The sequence below is a fragment of the Streptomyces sp. NPDC059906 genome (assembly GCF_042730645.1).
Lineage (GTDB): Bacteria > Actinomycetota > Actinomycetes > Streptomycetales > Streptomycetaceae > Streptomyces > Streptomyces rubrogriseus.
Genome location: NZ_JBHWKU010000014.1, coordinates 84,302 through 103,380, shown reverse-complemented (window position 1 = coordinate 103,380; position 19,079 = coordinate 84,302). Strand labels below are relative to the sequence as shown.

Sequence of the window (19,079 nt, the reverse complement as noted above, 5' to 3'; positions counted from 1 at the left end):
GCCGCGCGCCCGTGTCCGTCAGGTGCCCGGCTTGCGGCCGTACACGTAGACGTCGTCGCCCTTCTTCAGCAGGGACCAGTACTTCTTGGCGGCGGTCTTCGTCATGTTGACGCAGCCGTGCGAGCCCGGCGGGTTCCACATGCTGACGCCGACGGAGTGGAAGGCCTGGCCGCCGTCGAAGAACTGGCTGTAGGGCATCGGCACGTGGTAGATGGTCGAGACGTGGTCGATGTTGCGCCAGTAGACCTTCTTCAGACCGGTGCGGGTCTCGTAGCCGTTGCGCCCGGTGCGGACCGGCACCGGCCCGTACACCAGCTTCTTGCCGTCCTGGATCCAGCTCAGCTGGAGGCTGAGGTTCACGCAGGCGACGCGGCCCTTGTTGGTGGGGCACTTGCCGGCTTTGTTCGGGTTCTTTCCGACGGCCTTCTGCTTCGTCATCAGGTCCATCACTCCCCAGGTGACGGGACCCGCGTAGCCGGCGTCGGGCTGGATGCCGTGCTTGGTCTGGAAGGCGCGGATCGCCTTGCAGTCGGCGGTGGACTGCTTGCCGTCGGCCTTGCGGCCGAGGAACTTCTCCGCCTTCTTCTGGTACGGACCCGCCTTCGCGGTGCAGCTCGCGGCCTGGGCCGGTGCCGCCGTGAGCGCGAGTGTGAGCGGTGCCACCAGTGCGGTGACCCCGAGTGCGACGGCTCCCCGTCTGCGTATGTCCCCCATGGCCGGTCATGCCTTTCGCGTCGAGGCGGTGCGCTGGGCGGAAGGTCGCCTTCGTGCGATCCCGGCAAGCTAGACCGCCGCCCGGCGGCTTTGGTTGCCTGCCGCCCGCCGCCGCGACGCAACCGTGACAAACACCACCGGACCGCACCGGACCGCACCTGACCGCACCGGACCTCGCCTGGCCGCACCGGCCCGCCCTGGTGCGTCAGTCCGCGCCCTCCGCCCGCGCGATCGCCCGCCGGAAGCCGGTGTTGACCGCGGTCAGGCCGCCGTCGACCGCCAGGGTGGTCCCGGTGATCCAGGCGGCGTCGCGCGAGGCGAGGAAGGCGACGGCCGCCGCGACGTCCTCGGGCTCGCCGACCCGCCCCAGCGGGTACAGCCCCCGCACCGCCGCCAGTTCCTCGTCCCGGCCCTCCCAGGCCGTGGTGCGCACCGTGCCCGGCGTGACGAGGTTGACGCGGACGCCGCGCGGGCCCGCGTGTCCGGCGAGGGTGCGGGTCAGCGAGGCGAGACCCGCCTTGGCCGCGCTGTAGGCGTGGTTGCCGAAGTCCTGGACCCCGTTGACCGAGCCGATGCTCACGATCGCGCCGCGTCCGGAGGTCGCGAGGTGGGGCAGCGCGGCCCGGCAGCAGCGGTGGGCGCCGGTGAGGGTGACATCGAGGTCGCGGGCCCAGACCTCGTCCGGCTCGTCCTCGAAGAGCGGGGCGTCCGGCGTGCAGGCGAAGGCGTTGTTGACCAGCACGTCCAGGCCGCCGAAGGTTTCCACGGCGTGGGCGACGGCCCTCTCTACGGACGCCCGGTCGCTCACGTCGCAGGCGAACGCGGTCGCGTCGAGCCCGTCGTCCGCCAGTTCCGCCGCCGTCCGCCGCGCCGCCACGAGGTCCACGTCGGTCAGCAGTACCCGGGCCCCCTCCGTGGCGAGCCGGCGTGCGGTGGCCGCGCCGATGCCCCGGGCCGCGCCCGTCACGAGTGCCGCGTGGTCGGTGAATCGCCTGGTGTCCGTCATGGGGCAGACGGTAGTACCGCGACGATCACAGGGGCAGATAGCGTGCGGCCATGTCCGCGTTCCTGCAGCAACTCCCCGCACTCATGGGCGTCGTCATCGGCGCGCTCGGTTCCTATCTCGCCGTGGTCCGCGGTGACCGGGCCCGGTTCCGGCGCGAGAGCGCGGCCCGCTGGGAGGAACGCAGGCTCGCCGTGTACTCCGACTACGCGCGGACCGTGAAGACCTCCGTCACGCTGACGTACCGGGTCGCCGCCCACCTCGGCAACGACCTCCATCCGCATCCGCTGACGCCCCGGGAGGCCGCGCCGGCCCAGGCGGAGGCCGCCGTCGCCCGGGACCCGGCCGGTGAGGCACTGCTCCTGCTGGGCAGCAGGGACGTGGTGGAGAAGGCGCGCATCTGGGTGGTGGCGGTGATGGAGATGGAGCGCTTCCTGCGCGAGGAGACCCGCGACCCGGATGCCTGGCGGGCCCTGCTGGAGCGGCAGCGCACCGCACGCGAGGGCTACTACACCGCCGTGCGGGAGGACCTGGCGCTGCCACCGGGGCACGGCGCCCGGTGGCCGTTGCCGCCCGTCAGCGATACCCCGTGACGTCGGCGGGTTTGTCCGCGTCCTGGACCTCCACGAGATAGCGCCAGGCGTCCGGGCGGCTGCCGTCGAGGTCGGTGAAGCCGTACTCCCCGGCGAGCGAGCCGCTGGAGAAGGACCGCCCGTTGAAGCGCGCCACCCCGGGGTCGGCGGCGAGGGCGGTGACGGCGCGGCCGACATAGCGGGGCGTCTCGGAGATGGCGAAGTGCGGGACGCGGTCGAGGGCGTCGCGCCAGTTCTCCTCGCGCACGCCGAAGTGGTCGAGCATGATCTCCGAACGCAGCCAGCCGGGGGTCAGCGCGACGGCGGTGGCGCCCCGCGGTCCCACCTCGTGCCCGAGGGAGAAGGCCATCCGCAGGACGGACGTCTTGGCGAGGTCGTAGAAGAACGAGTTGCGGTAGTGGTCGCGGTTGTAGGCGTCGGTGCCGTCGGTGACCTCGACGACCAGTCCGCCGGGACGGCGCAGCAGCAGCGGCAGCGCGTGGTGGCTGGTGATGGCATGGGTCTCGACGGCGAGCCGCAGCAGTCTGAGGCCGTTGTCGAGGTCGTGCTCCCAGACGGGGCTGTCCCACTCGAAGAGGGTCTCGCCGCCCCAGATGTCGTTGACCAGGATGTCGAGGCGGGCCTGTTCGCTGGCGATCCGGTCGACGACGGCGGCGACCTGGGCCGGGTCGAGGTGGTCGGCGGGTACCGCGATGCCGTGGCCGCCCGCCTCGGTGACCAGGTCGGCGGTGTCCTCGATGGTCTCGGGGCGGTCGTACTCCGAGCGCCGGGCGCGGGTGCTGCGGCCGGTGGCGTAGACGGTGGCGCCGGCCGCGCCCAGTTCGACGGCGATGCCCCGGCCGGCGCCGCGGGTCGCCCCGGCGACCAGTGCGACCCTGCCCGCCAGCGGACCTTTCGATGACCCTGTCATGTCCGGCTTCCGTTCCTCTCCCACACGTCCCGCACGAGCGATGTCGTGTTCGAGAGTGCCCGGGAAGCCGGACATCTTCTGTCACCTTTACCGCGTGTCCCCGCGTTTACGCGTTTGGGCACGTGCCGGGGCGGTCTCGGCGGCGACCGTCCCGGTCAGTGCCCGCGCTTGATCCACTCTTCCAGGTGGGGGGCCTCGGCGCCGATGGTCGTGGAATCGCCGTGACCGGTGCGGACCTCGGTCTCGGGCGGGAGGACGAGCAGTTTGTCGCGGATGGAGTCGATGATGGTCGGGAAGTGGGAGTAGGAGCGGCCGGTGGCGCCCGGTCCGCCCTGGAAGAGGGTGTCGCCGGTGAACACGGTGCCGAGACCGGGGTCGTGGAGGCAGACCGCGCCGGGCGCGTGGCCCGGGGTGTGCAGGACGGTCAGATCGGCGCCGGCGGCCTCGATGACGAGGCCGTCGGTCAGCCACGCGTCCGGGTCGCGGTCGGGATGGGTCTGCCGCCACAGGGGCAGGTCGTCACGGTGCAGCCAGACGGTGGCGCCGGTGCGCTCGGCGAGCGCGGGCGCGGCGCCCACGTGGTCGTTGTGGGCGTGGGTGCACACGATGGCGGTGAGCCGCCGGTCCCCGACGGCCTCGGCGATGGCGTCGGCGTCGTGGGCGGCGTCGATGACCACCACCTCGTGGTCGTCGCCGACCAGCCAGACGTTGTTGTCGACGTCCCAGGTGCCGCCGTCGAGGCTGAACTGCCCGGAGGTGACGAGGCGTTCGATGCGGGGAGCCATCAGAGCACCACCACCGAGCGCAGCACGTCACCGGCGTGCATCCGGTCGAAGGCCTGCTCCACCTCGTCGAGGCGGATGGTCTCGGTGACGAACTTGCCGAGGTCCAGGCGGCCCTGGAGGTGGAGGTCGACGAGCATCGGGAAGTCGCGGGAGGGCAGGCAGTCGCCGTACCAGGAGGACTTGAGCGAGCCGCCGCGGCCGAACACGTCGAGCAGCGGCAGCTCCAGCTTCATCTCGGGAGTGGGCACGCCGACCAGGACGACGGTGCCGGCCAGGTCGCGGGCGTAGAAGGCCTGGCGGTAGGTCTCCGGGCGGCCGACGGCCTCGATGACGACGTCGGCGCCGAAGCCGCCGGTCAGTTCGCGGATCGCCTCGACGGGGTCGGTCCCGCGGGAGTTGACGGTGTGGGTGGCGCCCATGGAACGGGCGGTCTCCAGCTTGCGGTCGTCGATGTCCACGGCGATGACCTTCGACGCGCCCGCCAGGTACGACCCGGCGATCGCCGCGTCGCCGACGCCGCCGCAGCCGATGACGGCGACGGTGTCACCGCGGCCGACGTTGCCGGTGTTGATGGCGGCGCCGATGCCGGCCATCACCCCGCAGCCGAGGAGCCCGGCCACCTCGGCCGAGACCGCCGGGTCGACCTTGGTGCACTGTCCGGCGGCGACCAGGGTCTTCTCGGCGAAGGCGCCGATGCCGAGCGCCGGGGACAGCTCCTGGCCGGTCGACGCGAGGGTCATCTTCTGCTCGGCGTTGTGGGTGTCGAAGCAGTACCAGGGCCGTCCGCGCAGACAGGCCCGGCAGGTGCCGCACACGGCGCGCCAGTTGAGAACCACGAAGTCACCGGGGGCCACGTCGGTGACCCCGGCGCCGACCGACTCGACCACGCCCGCGGCCTCGTGGCCGAGCAGGAACGGGAACTCGTCGTTGATGCCGCCCTGCTTGTAGTGCAGGTCGGTGTGGCACACCCCGCAGGCCTGGATCTTGACCACGGCCTCGCCCGGGCCGGGGTCCGGCACGACGATCGTCTCGATCCGCACCGGCTCGTCCTTGCCCGGCGCGATCACGCCGCGTACTTCCTGCGCCATGGTCCTGACCCCTTCCTCGGCCGTTCAGCGTTCCCCCAGACCCTACGCGCAAGTGATCGGAAAGGGGCAGGTGACAGGGCGGTTCAGGCAGTGCGGGAGGTCTCGCGCGGACCGGCGCGTCGTGCCGTACGGCGCCGACGTAGCCTGAGTGCCCCGTCCGTGTGCCGAAGGAGCGACGTGACCACCGCACAGCCTCAGACCGGTACGCCCGCCTGGCGGCTGCTCCTGTCCTACGTACGACCGCACCGCACGGCGCTGTTGGCGGGCGCGCTGCTCTCCCTGGTCACGGGCGCCACCGGGCTGCTGCTGCCGCTGGTGGCGCGGGAGCTGATCGACGACCTGGCGCACGACCGGACCATCACCGGGGCGCTGCTGGCCATGTCGGGGCTGGTGGTCGCCAACACGGCGCTGGGCGCGCTGGGTTCGTACGTGCTGCGGCGCACCGCGGAGTCGGTGGTGCTCGGGGCGCGGCGCACCCTGTCGTCGTATCTGCTGCGGCTGCGGATCGCGGCGGTGGACCGCACCGAGCCCGGTGACCTGATGGCCCGGATCACCTCCGACACGACGCTGCTGCGCGAGGTGACCACCGACTCCCTCATCGGCCTCGGCACCGGCGGGCTGACGCTGGTGGCGACGCTGGTGATGATGGGCGTCGTCGATCCGGTGCTCCTCGGGGTGACGCTGGCGGTGGTGCTGGGCGCGGGCACGGTGCTGGGGCTGATCGTGCCGCGCATCAACCGGGCGAGCCGGCAGGCGCAGGACGCGGTGGGTGTGATGGGCGCCGCGCTGGAGCGGATCCTCGGCGCGCTGCGCACGGTGAAGGCGTCGGGTGCCGAGCCCCGGGAGGAGCGGGTGCTGCACGAGGCCGCCGAGGAGTCCTGGCGGCAGAGCGTGCGGGCCGCCAAGTGGTCGGCCGCCGCGGGCAACACGGCGGGGCTCGCGATGCAGATCGCCTTCATCACGGTGCTCGCGGTGGGCGGGGCGCGGGTGGCGACGGGAGCGATCGACGTGGGCACGCTGGTCGCGTTCCTGCTGTTCGTCTTCTATCTGATGTCCCCGATCCAGCAGGTCGTCGGCGCGATCACGCAGTACCAGACGGGACGGGCGGCGCTGGGCCGGATCCAGGACGCGCTGCGCCTGCCCGCGGAGCCGCCGGCCCGGCCGGTCCCGCTGCCGTCGCCCGGAGCGCAGCCTGCGTCCGTCGCCTTCCACGACGTCCGCTTCCGCTACGCCGACGACCTGCCGTACATCCACCACGGGGTGAGCTTCGAGGTGCCGGCCCGGGGGATGACGGCGTTCGTCGGCCCGTCGGGCGCGGGCAAGACCACCGTCTTCTCCCTGATCGAGCGGTTCTACGACCCGAGTGCCGGGGAGATCACGCTGGACGGCCGGAGCCTCGCGGAGTGGGAACTGGCCTCACTGCGGGCCTCGATCGGCTATGTGGAGCAGGACGCCCCGGTGCTGTCCGGCTCGCTGCGGGACAACCTGCTGCTGGGCAATCCGGAGGCGGACGAGGGCACGCTCACCACCGTGCTGAAGACGACGCGTCTGGACTCTCTGGTGGAGCGGCTGCCGAGCGGCCTGGAGACGCTGGTCGGGCATCGGGGCACGAAGTTGTCCGGGGGTGAGCGCTGGGGGTGCCCCCAGGCCGTTCAGGCACTGGGGGAGGGTGGCGATCGCCCGTGCGCTGTTGCGCCGGCCGCGTCTGCTGCTGCTCGACGAGGCCACCTCGCAGCTGGACGCGGTCAACGAGGCCGCGCTGCGCGACACCGTGGCGGACGTGGCCCGGACGACCACGGTACTGGTGGTCGCGCACCGGCTGTCCACGGTGACGATGGCGGACCGGATCGTGGTGATGGACGCGGGGCGCGTGCGTGCGGTCGGCACGCACCGGGAGCTGGTGACCACCGATCCGCTGTACGCGGAGCTGGCGGCCACCCAGTTCCTGGCGACCGGTGGCTGACGCGGGCGTCAGCCCAGGGCGGGGACCACGCCGAAGACGGGCGAGACCAGGCCGGTGACCTGCTGGAGTTGCTGGAGGTCGTGCAGCCGGTTCAGCTGCTGGGAAGGGAGCGGCATCCGGGCCCGGTCCTCGGCGGGCATGTCACCGACCGCGAGCGAGTCGAGGGTGTTCGTCACGCTGAGCTTCTCCGTGCCCAGCGGACCCCCGCCGGCCGCGCTCGCCATCGGGGCGGCGAGGCCGGTGACACCGGCGGCGAGCCCGACGACGGCGGCGATACGTCGTGTTGAGATCATGTGCTGAGCAACGCGGGCGGGCACGGCCTGGACACGGGCGGGCGGCGCCGCTCACCCGTGAGGACCAGTGTCACGGTCACCGTTGCCGTGGCCGCCCGGACGGAGGAAGCTCGAAGGGAGAGGGCCGAGGCGGCCCCTTCGGGCTCCGGGTCGCGGCCCTCGACGTCCGAAGGAGGTCGTCATGGGTACCACGGCAGGCCCCGGCTTCGACACCGAAGCGCTGCGCCGGGCCATCGAAGGAGAGACGGCGGCACCCCTGTTGTCGCTGTACGCGCGGGACGCGGAGGTCCGCGTCGTCGACCGGTACGACCAGCCCAGCCGCCCCAAGGTCCTGCACGGCCGGGACGAGATCGCCGAGATGCTCGACGACGTCTACAGCCGCGACATGACCCACCGGATGGCACGCTGTGTGGTCCAGGGCGACCAGGTCGCGTTCTCCGAGGAGTGCACCTATCCGGACGGCGTGCGGGTGCTCGCGGAGTCGATGCTGTCGCTGCGGGACGGTGAGATCGTCGAGCAGACCATGATCCAGGCCTGGGACGAGTAGCCGGGGGGCATCGACATGCGCGAGCGGCTCGACGCGGTCGGCCTCGGCGAGCACTCGGACGCGGTGCGGCCCGCCGTCTTCTCGCCCGACGAGTCGAAGCCGTACTGCCAGGTCTCGGCACCGGCGAGACGTCGGTCTCCGTGCCCGTCGGCCGACCGAGACACCACGCGGTCCGGGCCCGGCGGGCCGTACCCGCGCGCATGTGTGAGCCGGCCCGTCCCGGGTAGTCGCCCGGCAACGGACGAGGCATGCATGCCCTCGACACCACTGCCCCGGAAGGAGGTCCGTGACAGCGCACTCCAGAAGAAGCGCCCGGGCCGCTTCCCGCGACACGGAGCGGCCCGGTCCGCACCGGGCGGCGCCCTCACGGGTGCCGCCCGTCCCGCTGTGGGCCGCCGCTCACCGCGGCGGCAGCCGGTGCGGCTCGACGTCCCGCGGCCGGCCGCCGGCGACCGTGGCGGTCATGTAGGTGTGGTACGGCTGACGGCGCCGGTCCGTCGGCGACCCGGGGTTGAGCAGCCGCAGGCCGGTGGCGGCGGTGGTGTCCCGGGGGATGTGGCTGTGCCCGAAGACCAGGACGTCCAGGCCGGGGAAGAGGGCGGCACAGCGGGCCTCCCGCCCCTGTGCGGCGCCCGTCTCGTGGACGACGCCGAAGCGCAGGCCGCCGAGGTCCACGTACGCCACCTCGGGCAGCCGGGCACGCAGCGCGGGTCCGTCGTTGTTTCCGTGGACGCCGACGAGTCTGCGGCTGCGGCTCTCCAGCAGGTCGAGTGTGGCCGTGTCGACCCAGTCCCCCGCGTGCAGGACGACGTCCGCGCGCGGAATTTCGGCCAGCAGCGGCGCCGGCAGTTCTTTCGCGCGCTTGGGCAGGTGGGTGTCGGACGTGATCAGCAGACGCACGTGGTCCAGCTTAATCGACAGGTAAAACTGTGCAGGCTTAGCTGGACAGTTTTACCTGTCGAACTTACCGTGGGGTCGATCGCGGCCGAACCGTGTGAGAACCGTCCGAAAGGCACCACCCCATGACCGTCACCGCCCTGGACCCCCGTACCGCCCTCGTCGTGATCGACCTCCAGGCCGGGATCGTCGCCGCGCCCACCGAGCCGTACACCGGCGCCGAGGTCGTGGCCCGCAGCGCCGAACTGGCCGAAGCCTTCCGGGCCCGCGACCTGCCCGTGGTGCTGGTCCGGGTCTCCTTCGCCGCCGACGGGGCGGACGCCGTGCCCGGTCGTACGGAGGCCGGCGGCGCCGGCGGGCCGCGGCCCGAGGGCTGGGACGTCGTCGTCGGCGAACTGGCCGGGCACCCCGGCGACCTCACCGTCACCAAGCGCAACTGGGGCGCTTTCCACGGCACCGGCCTCGATGTCCAGCTGCGCCGCCGCGGCGTCACCCAGATCGTGCTGACCGGCATCGCCACCAGCATCGGTGTGGAGTCCACCGCCCGGGCCGCGCACGAGCACGGCTATCACGTCACCCTCGCGACCGACGCCATGAGCGACATGAGTGCCGAGGCGCACCGGGGCAGCGTCGAGCGGATCTTCCCGCGCCTGGGCGAGACGGGCACGACGCGGGACATCCTGGAACTGCTGGCCAAGACGCACGGCTGACCCGCACGGACGAGGCCCGTCAGCCCGCGTCGGCACACCGCTCCAGCGGCTCCCACCAGGCCCGGTTGTCCCGGTACCAGGCGACGGTCTCGGCCAGCCCGGTCGCGAAGTCGCGCTGAGGGCGGTAGCCCAGCTCCTCGCGGGCCTTGCTCCAGTCGACCGAGTAGCGCAGGTCGTGGCCCTTGCGGTCCTCGACGTGCACGATGCGGTCCGGCCCCGCGCCGCAGGCGTCCAGGAGCAGGCCGGTGAGGTCGCGGTTGCTCAACTCGGTGCCGCCGCCGATGTTGTAGACCTCGCCGGCCCGGCCGCGGGTGCGGACCAGGTCGACGCCCCGGCAGTGGTCGTCGACGTGCAGCCAGTCGCGGACGTTGCGGCCGTCCCCGTACAGCGGGACCCGGTGGCCGTCCAGGAGACGGGTGACGAACAGCGGCACGAGTTTCTCGGGGAACTGGTGCGGGCCGTAGTTGTTCGAGCACCGGGTCACCCGTACGTCGAGGCCGTGGGTGCGGTGGTAGGAGAGGGCCAGCAGGTCGCCCGAAGCCTTCGAGGCGGAGTACGGGGAGCTCGGCCGCAGGGGGTGCTCCTCGGTCGCCGAGCCGGAGCCGAGGGAGCCGTAGACCTCGTCGGTGGAGACGTGCACGAAGGGCCCCACGCCGTGCCGCAGCGCGGCGTCCAGCAGGTTCTGGGTGCCGACGACGTTGGTGAGGACGAAGTCGCAGGCGGCGTGGATGGAGCGGTCCACGTGCGACTCGGCGGCGAAGTGCACCACCTGGTCGGCCCCGGCCGTCAGCCTGTCCACGAGCGCCGCGTCGCGGATGTCGCCGTGCACGAACTCCAGCCGGGGGTGGCCGAGTTCGAGGTTCGCGGTGGTTCCGGCGTAGGTGAGGGCGTCCAGCACGGTGACCCGCGGGGCGCCGGGCGCGTCGGAGGCGAGGAGCCCGCGGACGTACCGGGAGCCGATGAAGCCGGCGGCGCCGGTGACCAGGATGTTCATGAGCGGATCCGTGCCTTGTCGCGGGCTCGTGCCCTCTTGCGGGTGGGGGACTCGGGTGGTGCGGGACTCCTGTGACGCTACCGGCGTGCCCCTCGCGGTCCGCGACCGCCCCGGAACGCGCACCGCGCCGGCACCAAGGCCGGCGCGCTGGGCGGTGTCACCACCCTCGGGGCTCGGTCAGTCCTCGCCCCGGACGATGTTCGACTCCTGGCCCGAATGCGGTGCGCGGACGGTGCTGCCGTCCTCCACGGCGGGTACGCAGGTGCGCATCACGCCCCTGCTGCGCAGGCGGCGGGCCTTCGACCATCCTGTCTCCAGCCGACGGACGGCGGGTTTGCCGCCGGTGTCCGTGGTCACGGGGCATCATCTTCCTTCTGGTTCCGCTTCTGGTGTGCTCGCCCCTGCGGGTCCCCGTGCGGGGACCCGTGAAACCCGGGGGGCGTGCGGGCTGCGCGGCTCAGCCGCCGCCCACCGGGATCTCGCTCCACACCTGCTTGCCCCCGCTGACCGGCAGCGTCCCCCAGGTCGCCGACATCGCCTCGACCAGGAGGATGCCGCGTCCGCCCGTGGCCTCCCAGCCGATGCTGGTCGGCTTGACGGGCGTGCGCGGCGAGGCGTCGGCGACGGCCACGCGCAGCCGTCCGCCGATCAGGGTGAGGTCGAGCCGTACCTTGCCGTCGGTGTGCACCAGGGCGTTGGTGACCAGCTCGGAGACGATCAGGAGCACTGCGTCGATGTCGTCGTCCGGTACGCCCCAGGTGCGCAGGGTGCGCCGGGTGAAGCGGCGGGCGTGCCGCACGGCCTCGGGCAGCCGCCACACCGACCAGCTCTCGCGCAACGGGCGCAGGGCCATTCCGTCGTAGCGCACCAGCAGCAGGGCCACGTCGTCGTTGCGGCGCGCGTTGCCGAGCAGGGCGTCGGCGACGAGTCCGAGGTGGCCGGGGGCGGACACGGCCAGCGCGTGTGCGAACCGGTCCATGCCCTCGTCGATGTCGGACTCCGGCGTCTCCACGAGGCCGTCCGTGGTGAGGGCGATCAGCGTGCCGGGCCGCAGCCGCAGCGGGCTCATCGGGAAGTCGGCCTGCGTCACCACGCCGAGCGGTGGGCCGCCCTCCACCTCCGCGATCTCGGTGCTGCCGTCGGGGTGGCGCAGCACCGGTGGCAGGTGCCCCGCGCGCACGCACCAGGCGGAGCCCTCCTCCATGTCGAGGTCGACGTAGACGCAGGTGGCGAAGAGGTCGGTCTCCATGCCCGTCAGCAGCCGGTTGGCGTGGGAGACCACGACGTCCGGCGGGTGGCCCTCGACGGCGTAGGCGCGCAGGGCGGTGCGCATCTGGCCCATGAGGGTGGCCGCGCCGGCGCTGTGGCCCTGGACGTCGCCGATGACGAGGGCGACGTGGTGGTCGGGCAGCGGGATCACGTCGTACCAGTCGCCGCCCAGCTCCAGGCCCGCCGTGCTGGGCAGGTAGCGGGCGACGGCGACCGCGCCGGGCAGCTTGGGCAGGCGGCGCGGCAGCAGCTGTCGCTGGAGCATGCCGACCAGCTCGTGCTCGGCGTCGAAGGCGTGGGCGCGCATCAGGGCCTGCCCGGCCAGGCCCGCGGAGGCGGTGAGCAGGGCGCGTTCGTCGGGGCCGAAGTCGTGCGGGGTGTCCCAGCCGATCAGGCAGGCCCCGGCCATGCGCCCGCCGGCGGGCAGCGGCAGCACGGCGAGGCCGCCGGGGCCGACGTCGGCGAGGGCGGGTTCCAGGTCGCCGGTGCCGGCGGGCCAGATCCGGGCGCGGCCCTCGCGCAGCGCGGCGGCCAGGGTGGGCATGGCCCGTACCGGGGCGTCCGGCCACTCGGTGCGCCACTCCAGGCGCCACAGTTCGGGCCAGGACTCGGGGTCGGGCGGGTCGAGGACGGTGACGACGAGCCGGTCGTTCTCCAGCTCGGCCAGCGCGATGCGGTCGGCCCGCAGCGGTCTGCGCAGGGCGGCGACGACGGCCTGGCTGACGTCGCGGACCGTCCCGGCGGTGGCGAGCGCGGCGGCCAGCCGCTGCACGCGGGCGACGTCGGTCACGTCCGGGCGCAGGGTGGAGGCGTCGGCGACGGTGCCGACCAGGAGGGCCGGCCGGCCGTCGCCGCCGGGCAGCAGGCGCCCGCTGAGCCGCAGCCACTTCGGCGGGCCGGTGGGCTGCAGCACCCGGAACTCCAGCTCGCGCTCGCCGATCGTCAGGTGGTCGGACTCGGTCACCGACATCAGGGACGGCAGGTCCTCCGGCACGGTGAGGCCGAGCAGCGTCTCGACCTTGCCGTCGAACTCCCCGGGAGCCAGTCCGAACAGCCGCAGGATGTCGTCGCCGACCTCCGCCCGGCCGGTGTCCATGGCCAGGGTGAAGGCGTCCGGCTGGAGGTCACCGGCCTCGGCGCGGTCGGCGGTCCCGGCCGGGGCGGGGCAGGTCATCGCCTCGGCGATCACCTCCAGGCACGTACGGTCGTCGGCGTCGAACCCGTCCGGGCGCTCGGTCAGGGCGAGGAAGCAGCCGCCGCCGTCCCCGCGCACCGGCAGGACGGCGAGCGAGAAGCCGCTCGACGGCACATGCCGTGACTCCGCCGTTCCGGCGAACTCCTCCGGCCCGATCCACACCGCCTCGCCGGCGCGATGGGCGTCGGCGACCGGGGAGCCGCCGGACGCGGGGTAGCTGTCGCGTACGCCGTACAGGGTGCGGGGTACTCCGGCCGACTCGACCAGGCAGAGCAGCTCGCGGTCGTCGCCCGGCGTGTAGAGCGCGGCGAAGGAGGCGCCCGCGAAGACCAGCGCCTGCTCGAGGATTGGGCGCAGCCGCTCCTGCGGCACCGGTCCGGCCACGATCGCGTTCAGGGCGCCCTCGGCACGCAGCGTCCTCGGTCCGCGTTCCGCAGCGTCCTCTCCGGCCACCTCGCCATTACAGCGCTTGTACGGCATCCGCGCAGCCCCTGGGGACCGGGGACCGGCGATCAGGAGCACTCCGGGGCTCGCGGACAGGCGCTCCGCACCCGCGGCCGCCGCGCAGAGGAGCACGAACCGGTGCGTCAGGCAGCGCGGCCCGGGGGGGCAGACCGGCGGCGCCGAGCCATCCGCGCCCCCGTCGCACGGGCACGCGGGCCACGCCCCCCGGTTACCGCCCGCAGACCGACGGCAGATACGTCAGGCGGCGCGGCCCGGGACAGACCGGCCGCGCCGAGCCATCCGCGGCCCGCGCCCACCGTCGCACGGGCGCGCGGGGCACGGACACCTGCCGCCGGCTGCCGCCGCCAGGTCGGCGCGTCCACCGGACGCCCGGGACCGGACCGGGCCGCAGCCCGGCCCCGGCGAGGGCCGGGCGGCGGCCCGGGGCGGGAGAACGTGGCGTCAGCCCGTCAGCCCCGAGCCGTCCGCACCGCCGACGACCGCACCGTCACCCGCATCCCCCGCACCCGCAGCCGCACCGCCGTCGCCCGTGTCTCCGGCGCCCGCGTCGCCGTCCTCGCCGCCGAGGGTGGCGCCGACCGCCGCCAGGGCCGTGGTGACCGGCTGGAAGAAGGTCTCGCCGCCGACCGTGCAGTCACCGCTGCCGCCGGAGGTCAAGCCGATCGCGAGGCCGTCCCGCGTGAAGAGGGAGCCGCCGCTGTCGCCGGGCTCGGCGCAGACGTCGGTCTGTATGAGGCCGGTGACCGTGCCCTCGGGATAGTTGACGGTGGCGTCCAGGCCGAGCACCTGCCCGTCGGCCAGTCCGGTCGTACTGCCCATGCGGAAGACCTCCTGGCCGACCGCCGCCTCGGCGGCCCCGCTGATCGGCAGGGTCTGGTCGCCGAGGTTCACCTCGCTGGGGGCCCGGGTCTCCGGGTCGTCGTACCTGACGAGCGCGAAGTCGCCCTCGCCGGGGAAGACCGCCTGGTCGACGGTGGCGATCGGCTGTCCGCCCTGTGCGTCGGACCACTGGTCGGCCGCTACCCCGCAGTGACCGGCCGTCAGGAAGGCGGGCGAGCCGTCGCCCGCGGTGACGTTGAAGCCGAGTGAGCAGCGCGCTCCGCCGCCGAAGATCGCGTCGCCGCCCGACGCGAAGGTCTTGAAGGTGCCGGCGGACTTCCTGACCGTCGCCATGCCGGGGCCGAGACCGTCGACGGTGGACTCCAGCCGGTCCCACCGGTCGCCGGTGACGGTGCTGTCGGCGGTCACCAGGATCCTGTTGGTGCGCGGGTCGATCGCCCACGCGGTCCCGGGGATGCCGGCTTCGGCCTTCAGGGTCTGCGCGCCGCTCCGCAGCTCTCCCATGCTGTTGTCGACCTCGCGGACCTGCGCGCCCGCCTTCTCGGCCTGCGCGACCACCTGGTTGTTGTCGCCGGGGACGACGTTGACGACCAGTCGCCGGGCGGCGGAGTCGTAGTAGGAGCCGGCGAAGGTGTCGCCGAGCAGGCCGGCGAGCCGGGAGGCGAGATCCGACGCGTCCGCCGCCTTGAGGGTCCTGGGTGCCGCGGCGGCATCGTCCGAGGAGCCGCCGTCCTGCGAGGCGTTGGCGTTCGGCAGCAGGATCGCGGCCGCGCCGAGCGCCACCACACCGCCCGCCGCCATCGCGGCCCTGCGCTTCGGGATTCGCTTGTGACTCAACCTACTCGACCTCCTGGGACCGGGGTTGGTACCCGCCGGTCCGGCAGCTGTTGGGGGCGCCTGGACGGCTGTTGGTACGCACGGGCCGGGCGGGGTGTTCAGCCGGACCCTCGCGTCGCTCCCGGTCGACACCCTCCGCATCCGGCATGCGACGCACCGTCGCGATCACGGAGCGGAATGACCGCTTCAGCGAATCTGCACATCGAATGCCCAACCCGGTCACTCCCGTTGGAGCATCTGCACAAGCCCGCGGCGGCCCGTACGCCTTTGGGGCCGGAGTGTCCCAATCGCCTCGGCAGGGGCAAGGGGCCGCGCGAGCCGATCTCGCGCACCGTGTGAAGAAGTGGCCGCGAAGGCGTGCGCGCCCCTGCACGCTTGGGCGCGCAGACCTCGCAAGTGTGCTGGTGAGAGGGGTGTTTGATTGGAAGCCCGGACCGGCCGCGTGCTTTGATCCATCGCACCGCGGGGGCCGCGGAGGGCTCCGGAAAAGGGCGCCCGGTGCCCGCGGTCGCGGCCGTCATCTGTCCCCAGAGGGGGCCGCTCCCCCCTTGTGAAATGGCTATACGAAGGGAAGTTCCATCATGAACTCCACCCCCCAGGTTGAGACCGTCGAGATCTCCGACGCCGACCTCGACAACGTCTCCGGCGGCCTGAACGTGAACGCCGTCGGCACCGTCACCGGCCTGGTGGACGGCATCGCCCCGGTCTCCGGCCTGCTCAACACCGCCGTCGGCACCGTCGAGGGTGTCACCGGCCTGAACACGGCCCCCGTCACGGGCCTGGTCGCCGGTCTCTGATCGCGCCCTTGCGTCGCTGAGTCCCGGAGCCGTCCAGGCTCCGGGACTTTTCGGCTGCTCTCCCCCTGCGGCTGGTTCTCCCCCTGCGGCCGTTCTCGTCCCCCGGCCGTTCTCGTCCCCGGCCGTTCTCACCGAGCCCTGGATACGTCAGCCGTGCAGTTCCGCCAACAGGCCCTCGCAAAGCTCCAGTCACCGGAGGAGCTCGATCTCCCGGTGCGTTTCGCCCGTCCCCAGGGCTGGCTGGTGCTGTCCGTGACGCTGATCGCCATGGCCGCCGGGTCCGTGTGGGCGGTGGGCGGCTCGGTGACCTCCACGGTGTCCGCGCCCGCCGTCCTCACCCACGGCCAGGGCAGTTACCTCCTGCAGAGCCCCGTCTCCGGGCAGGTCACCGCGGTCCTCGCCCGTCCGGGCCAGCGGCTGGCCGCCGACGCCCCGGTGCTGAAGGTCCGCACCGCGAAGGGCGAGACGGTGGTCCGCACGGTGGACGCCGGCCGGGTCAGCGCACTCGCCGCCACCGTCGGGCAGATCATCTCCACCGGCGCGAACGTCGCGTCCGTCGAGAAGGTCGCCCACGCCGACGACCCCCTCTACGCCACCGTCTACGTCCCCGCCGAGAACGCCGCCGCCATCCCCGCCCACGCCTCGGTCGACCTGACCGTCCAGTCGGTGCCGACCCAGCAGTACGGCGTCCTGCACGGGGAGGTGAAGTCCGTGGACCGCTCGGCCCAGTCGGCGCAGACGATCGGCGCGTTCCTCGGGGACAGCGCGCTCGGCGAGCAGTTCACCGAGGACGGCAGGCCGGTGGCCGTGACGGTGCGGCTGGCGACCTCGAAGTCCACGAAGAGCGGCTACGCGTGGTCCTCGGCCGACGGACCGCCGTTCGAACTGACCTCCATGACCCTGGCCTCGGGCTCGATCCGGCTGGCCGACCAGCGTCCCGTCGATTGGCTGCTGCCGTGAGCACCGCACAGGAGACCCGGGGCAGGCGCCGCGCCGCCCCGCCGAGGCGCAGCGTGCCGAAGGGCCGCGTGAAGACCGTCCGCACGCCCACCGTGCTCCAGATGGAGGCCGTGGAGTGCGGTGCCGCCTCCCTCGCCATGGTGCTGGGACACTACGGCCGCCATGTCCCCCTGGAGGAGCTGCGGATCGCCTGCGGCGTCTCCCGCGACGGGTCCCGGGCGAGCAACCTGCTGAAGGCCGCGCGGAGTTACGGGTTCACCGCCAAGGGCATGCAGATGGACCTGGCGGCCCTCGCGGAGGTGGCGGCACCGGCCATCCTCTTCTGGGAGTTCAACCACTACGTCGTCTACGACGGCATGGGCCGCCGGTTCGGACGGCGCGGGGTGTTCATCAACGACCCGGGCAAGGGACGCCGGTTCGTGTCCCTGGAGGACTTCGACGGGTCCTTCACCGGTGTCGTGCTGACCATGGAGCCCGGTGACGGCTTCGCCCGCGGCGGCCGCAAGCCCGGTGTGCTCGGCGCGATGCCCGCCCGGCTGCGCGGAACCGCGGGCACGCTGCCCGCCGCGGTGCTGGCGAGCCTGCTCCTGGTGGCGGTCGGCGCGGCGGTGCCCGCGCTCAGCCGCACCTACATCGACATGTTCCTGATCGGGGGGCAGACCTCGCTGCTCGGCGTGCTGTTCGCGTCGATGGGGGCCTGCGTCCTGCTCACGGTGGTGCTGACCTGGCTCCAGCAGGCCAACCTGCTGCACGGGCGCATCATCTCCTCCACCCTCTCCAGCGCCCGCTTCCTGCGGCACCTGCTGCGGCTGCCGGTGACCTTCTTCTCCCAGCGCAGCCCCGCCGACCTGGTGCAGCGGCTGCAGTCCAACGACGCCGTCGCCGAGACGCTGGCCCGCGACCTCGCCGCGGCGGGCGTGGACGCGATCGTGGTCGTCCTGTACGCCGTGCTGCTGTACACGTACGACCCGCAGCTCACCTTCGTCGGCATCGGTGTGGCACTGCTCAACATCCTGGCGATGCGGGTCGTCATCCGGCTGCGCGCGACCCGTACGGCGAAGCTGCGGGCGGACACGGCGCGGCTGACCAACACCGCCTACACCGGTCTCCAGCTGATCGAGACGATGAAGGCGACCGGCGGCGAGGACGGCTACTTCCGCAAGTGGGCCGGCCAGCACGCCACCACGCTGGAGGAGCAGCAGCGGCTCGGGGTGCCCAGTGCCTGGCTGGGCGTGGTCGCGCCGACGCTGGCGACGCTGAACAGCGGGCTGATCCTGTGGATCGGCGGCATGCGCGCGGTCGAGGGCCACATCTCGGTCGGGCTGCTGGTCGCCTTCCAGGCGCTGGTGGTCCGCTTCACGGCGCCGCTGACCCGGCTGAACGGTGTCGCGGGCCGCATCCAGGACTTCGCGGCCGACGTGGCCCGCCTCAAGGACGTGGAGAACTTCCGGGCGGATCCGCTCTACGACCGCCCCGGTGGCGGCGACTCCACCCGCCGGCTGCGCGGGCACGTGGAGCTGCAGAACGTCTCCTTCGGCTACAACCCGCTCGACAAGCCGCTGCTGACCGGTTTCGACCTCACCGTGGGGCCGGGGCAGCAGGTCGCCCTGGTCGGCGGTTCGGGCAGCGGCAAGTCGACGGTGTCGCGGCTGATCTCGGGCCTGTACGCGCCCTGGGACGGCGTGATCCGCATCGACGGGCAGCGGCTCGACGACATCCCGCGCGGGGCGCTGGCGTCCTCCGTCTCCTTCGTCGACCAGGACGTGTTCCTGTTCGAGGGCACGGTGCGCGACAACGTGGCGCTGTGGGACCCGTCGATCTCCGACGACGCCGTGGTGGAGGCGCTGAAGGACGCCGCGCTGTACGACGTGGTGACGCGCAGGCCTGGCGGGCTCCACAGCCCGGTGGAGCAGGACGGCCGCAACTTCTCCGGCGGGCAGCGCCAGCGCCTGGAGATCGCGCGGGCCCTGGTGCGCCGGCCCAGCGTCCTCGTCCTGGACGAGGTGACCAGCGCACTGGACGCGGAGACCGAGCTGGTGGTGATGGACAACCTGCGCCGGCGCGGCTGCGCCTGCGTGGTGATCGCGCACCGGCTCAGCACGGTGCGGGACAGCGACGAGATCGTCGTCCTCGACCACGGCACGGTCGTGGAGCGCGGGCGGCACGAGGAGCTGCTGGCGCGCGGTGGCGCGTACGCGGCGCTGGTCAGGGAGCGGTGA

The 19,079-nt window shown here is 73.1% G+C and carries 17 protein-coding genes and 1 pseudogene; 7 read left to right on the top strand and 11 right to left on the bottom strand.

From position 1 onward, the window contains the following. Positions 1-18: 18 nt before the first annotated feature. Positions 19-714: a L,D-transpeptidase family protein gene (locus ACFV9J_RS22040; protein WP_385356509.1), complete on the bottom strand. Its 696-nt coding sequence runs from the start codon at positions 712-714 to the stop codon at positions 19-21. A gap of 205 nt (positions 715-919) precedes the next feature. After that, entirely contained in the window at positions 920-1,720 is an 801-nt protein-coding gene (locus ACFV9J_RS22035; RefSeq protein ID WP_385356508.1) for an SDR family NAD(P)-dependent oxidoreductase, read from the bottom strand. Positions 1,721-1,770: 50 nt separating this feature from the next. On the opposite strand from ACFV9J_RS22035, the gene ACFV9J_RS22030 reads away from it, so the two are divergent. Next, entirely contained in the window at positions 1,771-2,310 is a 540-nt protein-coding gene (locus tag ACFV9J_RS22030; RefSeq protein WP_385356506.1) for a hypothetical protein, read from the top strand. Here the strand turns inward: ACFV9J_RS22030 and ACFV9J_RS22025 are convergent. The 3 genes from ACFV9J_RS22025 to ACFV9J_RS22015 form a co-directional block, all read right to left on the bottom strand. After that, positions 2,294-3,220: an SDR family oxidoreductase gene (locus ACFV9J_RS22025; protein WP_385356505.1), complete on the bottom strand. Its 927-nt coding sequence runs from the start codon at positions 3,218-3,220 to the stop codon at positions 2,294-2,296. The genes ACFV9J_RS22030 and ACFV9J_RS22025 overlap by 17 nt on opposite strands. 155 nt (positions 3,221-3,375) lie before the next feature. Next, positions 3,376-4,005: an MBL fold metallo-hydrolase gene (locus ACFV9J_RS22020; protein ID WP_385356504.1), complete on the bottom strand. Its 630-nt coding sequence runs from the start codon at positions 4,003-4,005 to the stop codon at positions 3,376-3,378. Beyond that, positions 4,005-5,093, bottom strand: a complete 1,089-nt coding sequence (locus ACFV9J_RS22015) for an S-(hydroxymethyl)mycothiol dehydrogenase (protein ID WP_385356503.1) — start codon at positions 5,091-5,093, stop codon at positions 4,005-4,007. The genes ACFV9J_RS22020 and ACFV9J_RS22015 overlap by 1 nt, the downstream gene beginning before the upstream one ends. Positions 5,094-5,270: 177 nt before the next feature. Here ACFV9J_RS22015 and ACFV9J_RS22010 point away from each other — a divergent pair. After that, a pseudogene (locus tag ACFV9J_RS22010) lies at positions 5,271-7,056 on the top strand (ABC transporter ATP-binding protein). Positions 7,057-7,064: 8 nt separating this feature from the next. Here the strand turns inward: ACFV9J_RS22010 and ACFV9J_RS22005 are convergent. Next, positions 7,065-7,349 carry a hypothetical protein gene (locus ACFV9J_RS22005; RefSeq protein ID WP_385356502.1) on the bottom strand — a complete coding sequence of 95 codons (285 nt, stop codon included), beginning with the start codon at positions 7,347-7,349 and terminating at the stop codon, positions 7,065-7,067. Between the two features lie 181 nt (positions 7,350-7,530). Here ACFV9J_RS22005 and ACFV9J_RS22000 point away from each other — a divergent pair, with 181 nt between their 5' ends. Further along, positions 7,531-7,896 (top strand): nuclear transport factor 2 family protein, encoded by a 366-nt coding sequence (locus ACFV9J_RS22000; RefSeq protein WP_385356501.1) that lies wholly within the window; start codon positions 7,531-7,533, stop codon positions 7,894-7,896. A 399-nt stretch (positions 7,897-8,295) separates the two neighbouring features. Here the strand turns inward: ACFV9J_RS22000 and ACFV9J_RS21995 are convergent, their stop codons facing one another. Further along, positions 8,296-8,796, bottom strand: a complete 501-nt coding sequence (locus ACFV9J_RS21995) for a metallophosphoesterase family protein (RefSeq protein ID WP_385356500.1) — start codon at positions 8,794-8,796, stop codon at positions 8,296-8,298. Between the two features lie 122 nt (positions 8,797-8,918). On the opposite strand from ACFV9J_RS21995, the gene ACFV9J_RS21990 reads away from it, so the two are divergent. Continuing rightward, positions 8,919-9,503 (top strand): hydrolase, encoded by a 585-nt coding sequence (locus tag ACFV9J_RS21990; protein WP_385356499.1) that lies wholly within the window; start codon positions 8,919-8,921, stop codon positions 9,501-9,503. A gap of 19 nt (positions 9,504-9,522) precedes the next feature. Here ACFV9J_RS21990 and rfbB read toward each other — a convergent pair whose 3' ends face one another. From rfbB to ACFV9J_RS21970, 4 genes are all read right to left on the bottom strand, one after another. Next, positions 9,523-10,497, bottom strand: coding sequence for a dTDP-glucose 4,6-dehydratase (gene rfbB / locus ACFV9J_RS21985; RefSeq protein WP_385356498.1), 975 nt, complete (start codon positions 10,495-10,497; stop codon positions 9,523-9,525). A 177-nt stretch (positions 10,498-10,674) separates the two neighbouring features. Continuing rightward, entirely contained in the window at positions 10,675-10,854 is a 180-nt protein-coding gene (locus tag ACFV9J_RS21980; protein WP_385356496.1) for a hypothetical protein, read from the bottom strand. 100 nt (positions 10,855-10,954) lie between these two features. Further along, positions 10,955-13,441, bottom strand: coding sequence for a SpoIIE family protein phosphatase (locus ACFV9J_RS21975; protein ID WP_385356494.1), 2,487 nt, complete (start codon positions 13,439-13,441; stop codon positions 10,955-10,957). A 426-nt stretch (positions 13,442-13,867) separates the two neighbouring features. Next, positions 13,868-15,103 carry a S1 family peptidase gene (locus ACFV9J_RS21970; protein WP_385356493.1) on the bottom strand — a complete coding sequence of 412 codons (1,236 nt, stop codon included), beginning with the start codon at positions 15,101-15,103 and terminating at the stop codon, positions 13,868-13,870. A 581-nt stretch (positions 15,104-15,684) separates the two neighbouring features. On the opposite strand from ACFV9J_RS21970, the gene ACFV9J_RS21965 reads away from it, so the two are divergent. From ACFV9J_RS21965 to ACFV9J_RS21955, 3 genes are all read left to right on the top strand, one after another. Further along, a complete protein-coding gene (locus tag ACFV9J_RS21965; protein ID WP_003978108.1) occupies positions 15,685-15,900 on the top strand; it encodes a hypothetical protein in 216 nt (71 codons plus the stop codon). 153 nt (positions 15,901-16,053) lie between these two features. Continuing rightward, positions 16,054-16,860, top strand: coding sequence for an HlyD family efflux transporter periplasmic adaptor subunit (locus ACFV9J_RS21960; RefSeq protein ID WP_385356491.1), 807 nt, complete (start codon positions 16,054-16,056; stop codon positions 16,858-16,860). Further along, positions 16,857-19,079 carry an NHLP family bacteriocin export ABC transporter peptidase/permease/ATPase subunit gene (locus ACFV9J_RS21955; protein WP_385356489.1) on the top strand — a complete coding sequence of 741 codons (2,223 nt, stop codon included), beginning with the start codon at positions 16,857-16,859 and terminating at the stop codon, positions 19,077-19,079. The genes ACFV9J_RS21960 and ACFV9J_RS21955 overlap by 4 nt, the downstream gene beginning before the upstream one ends.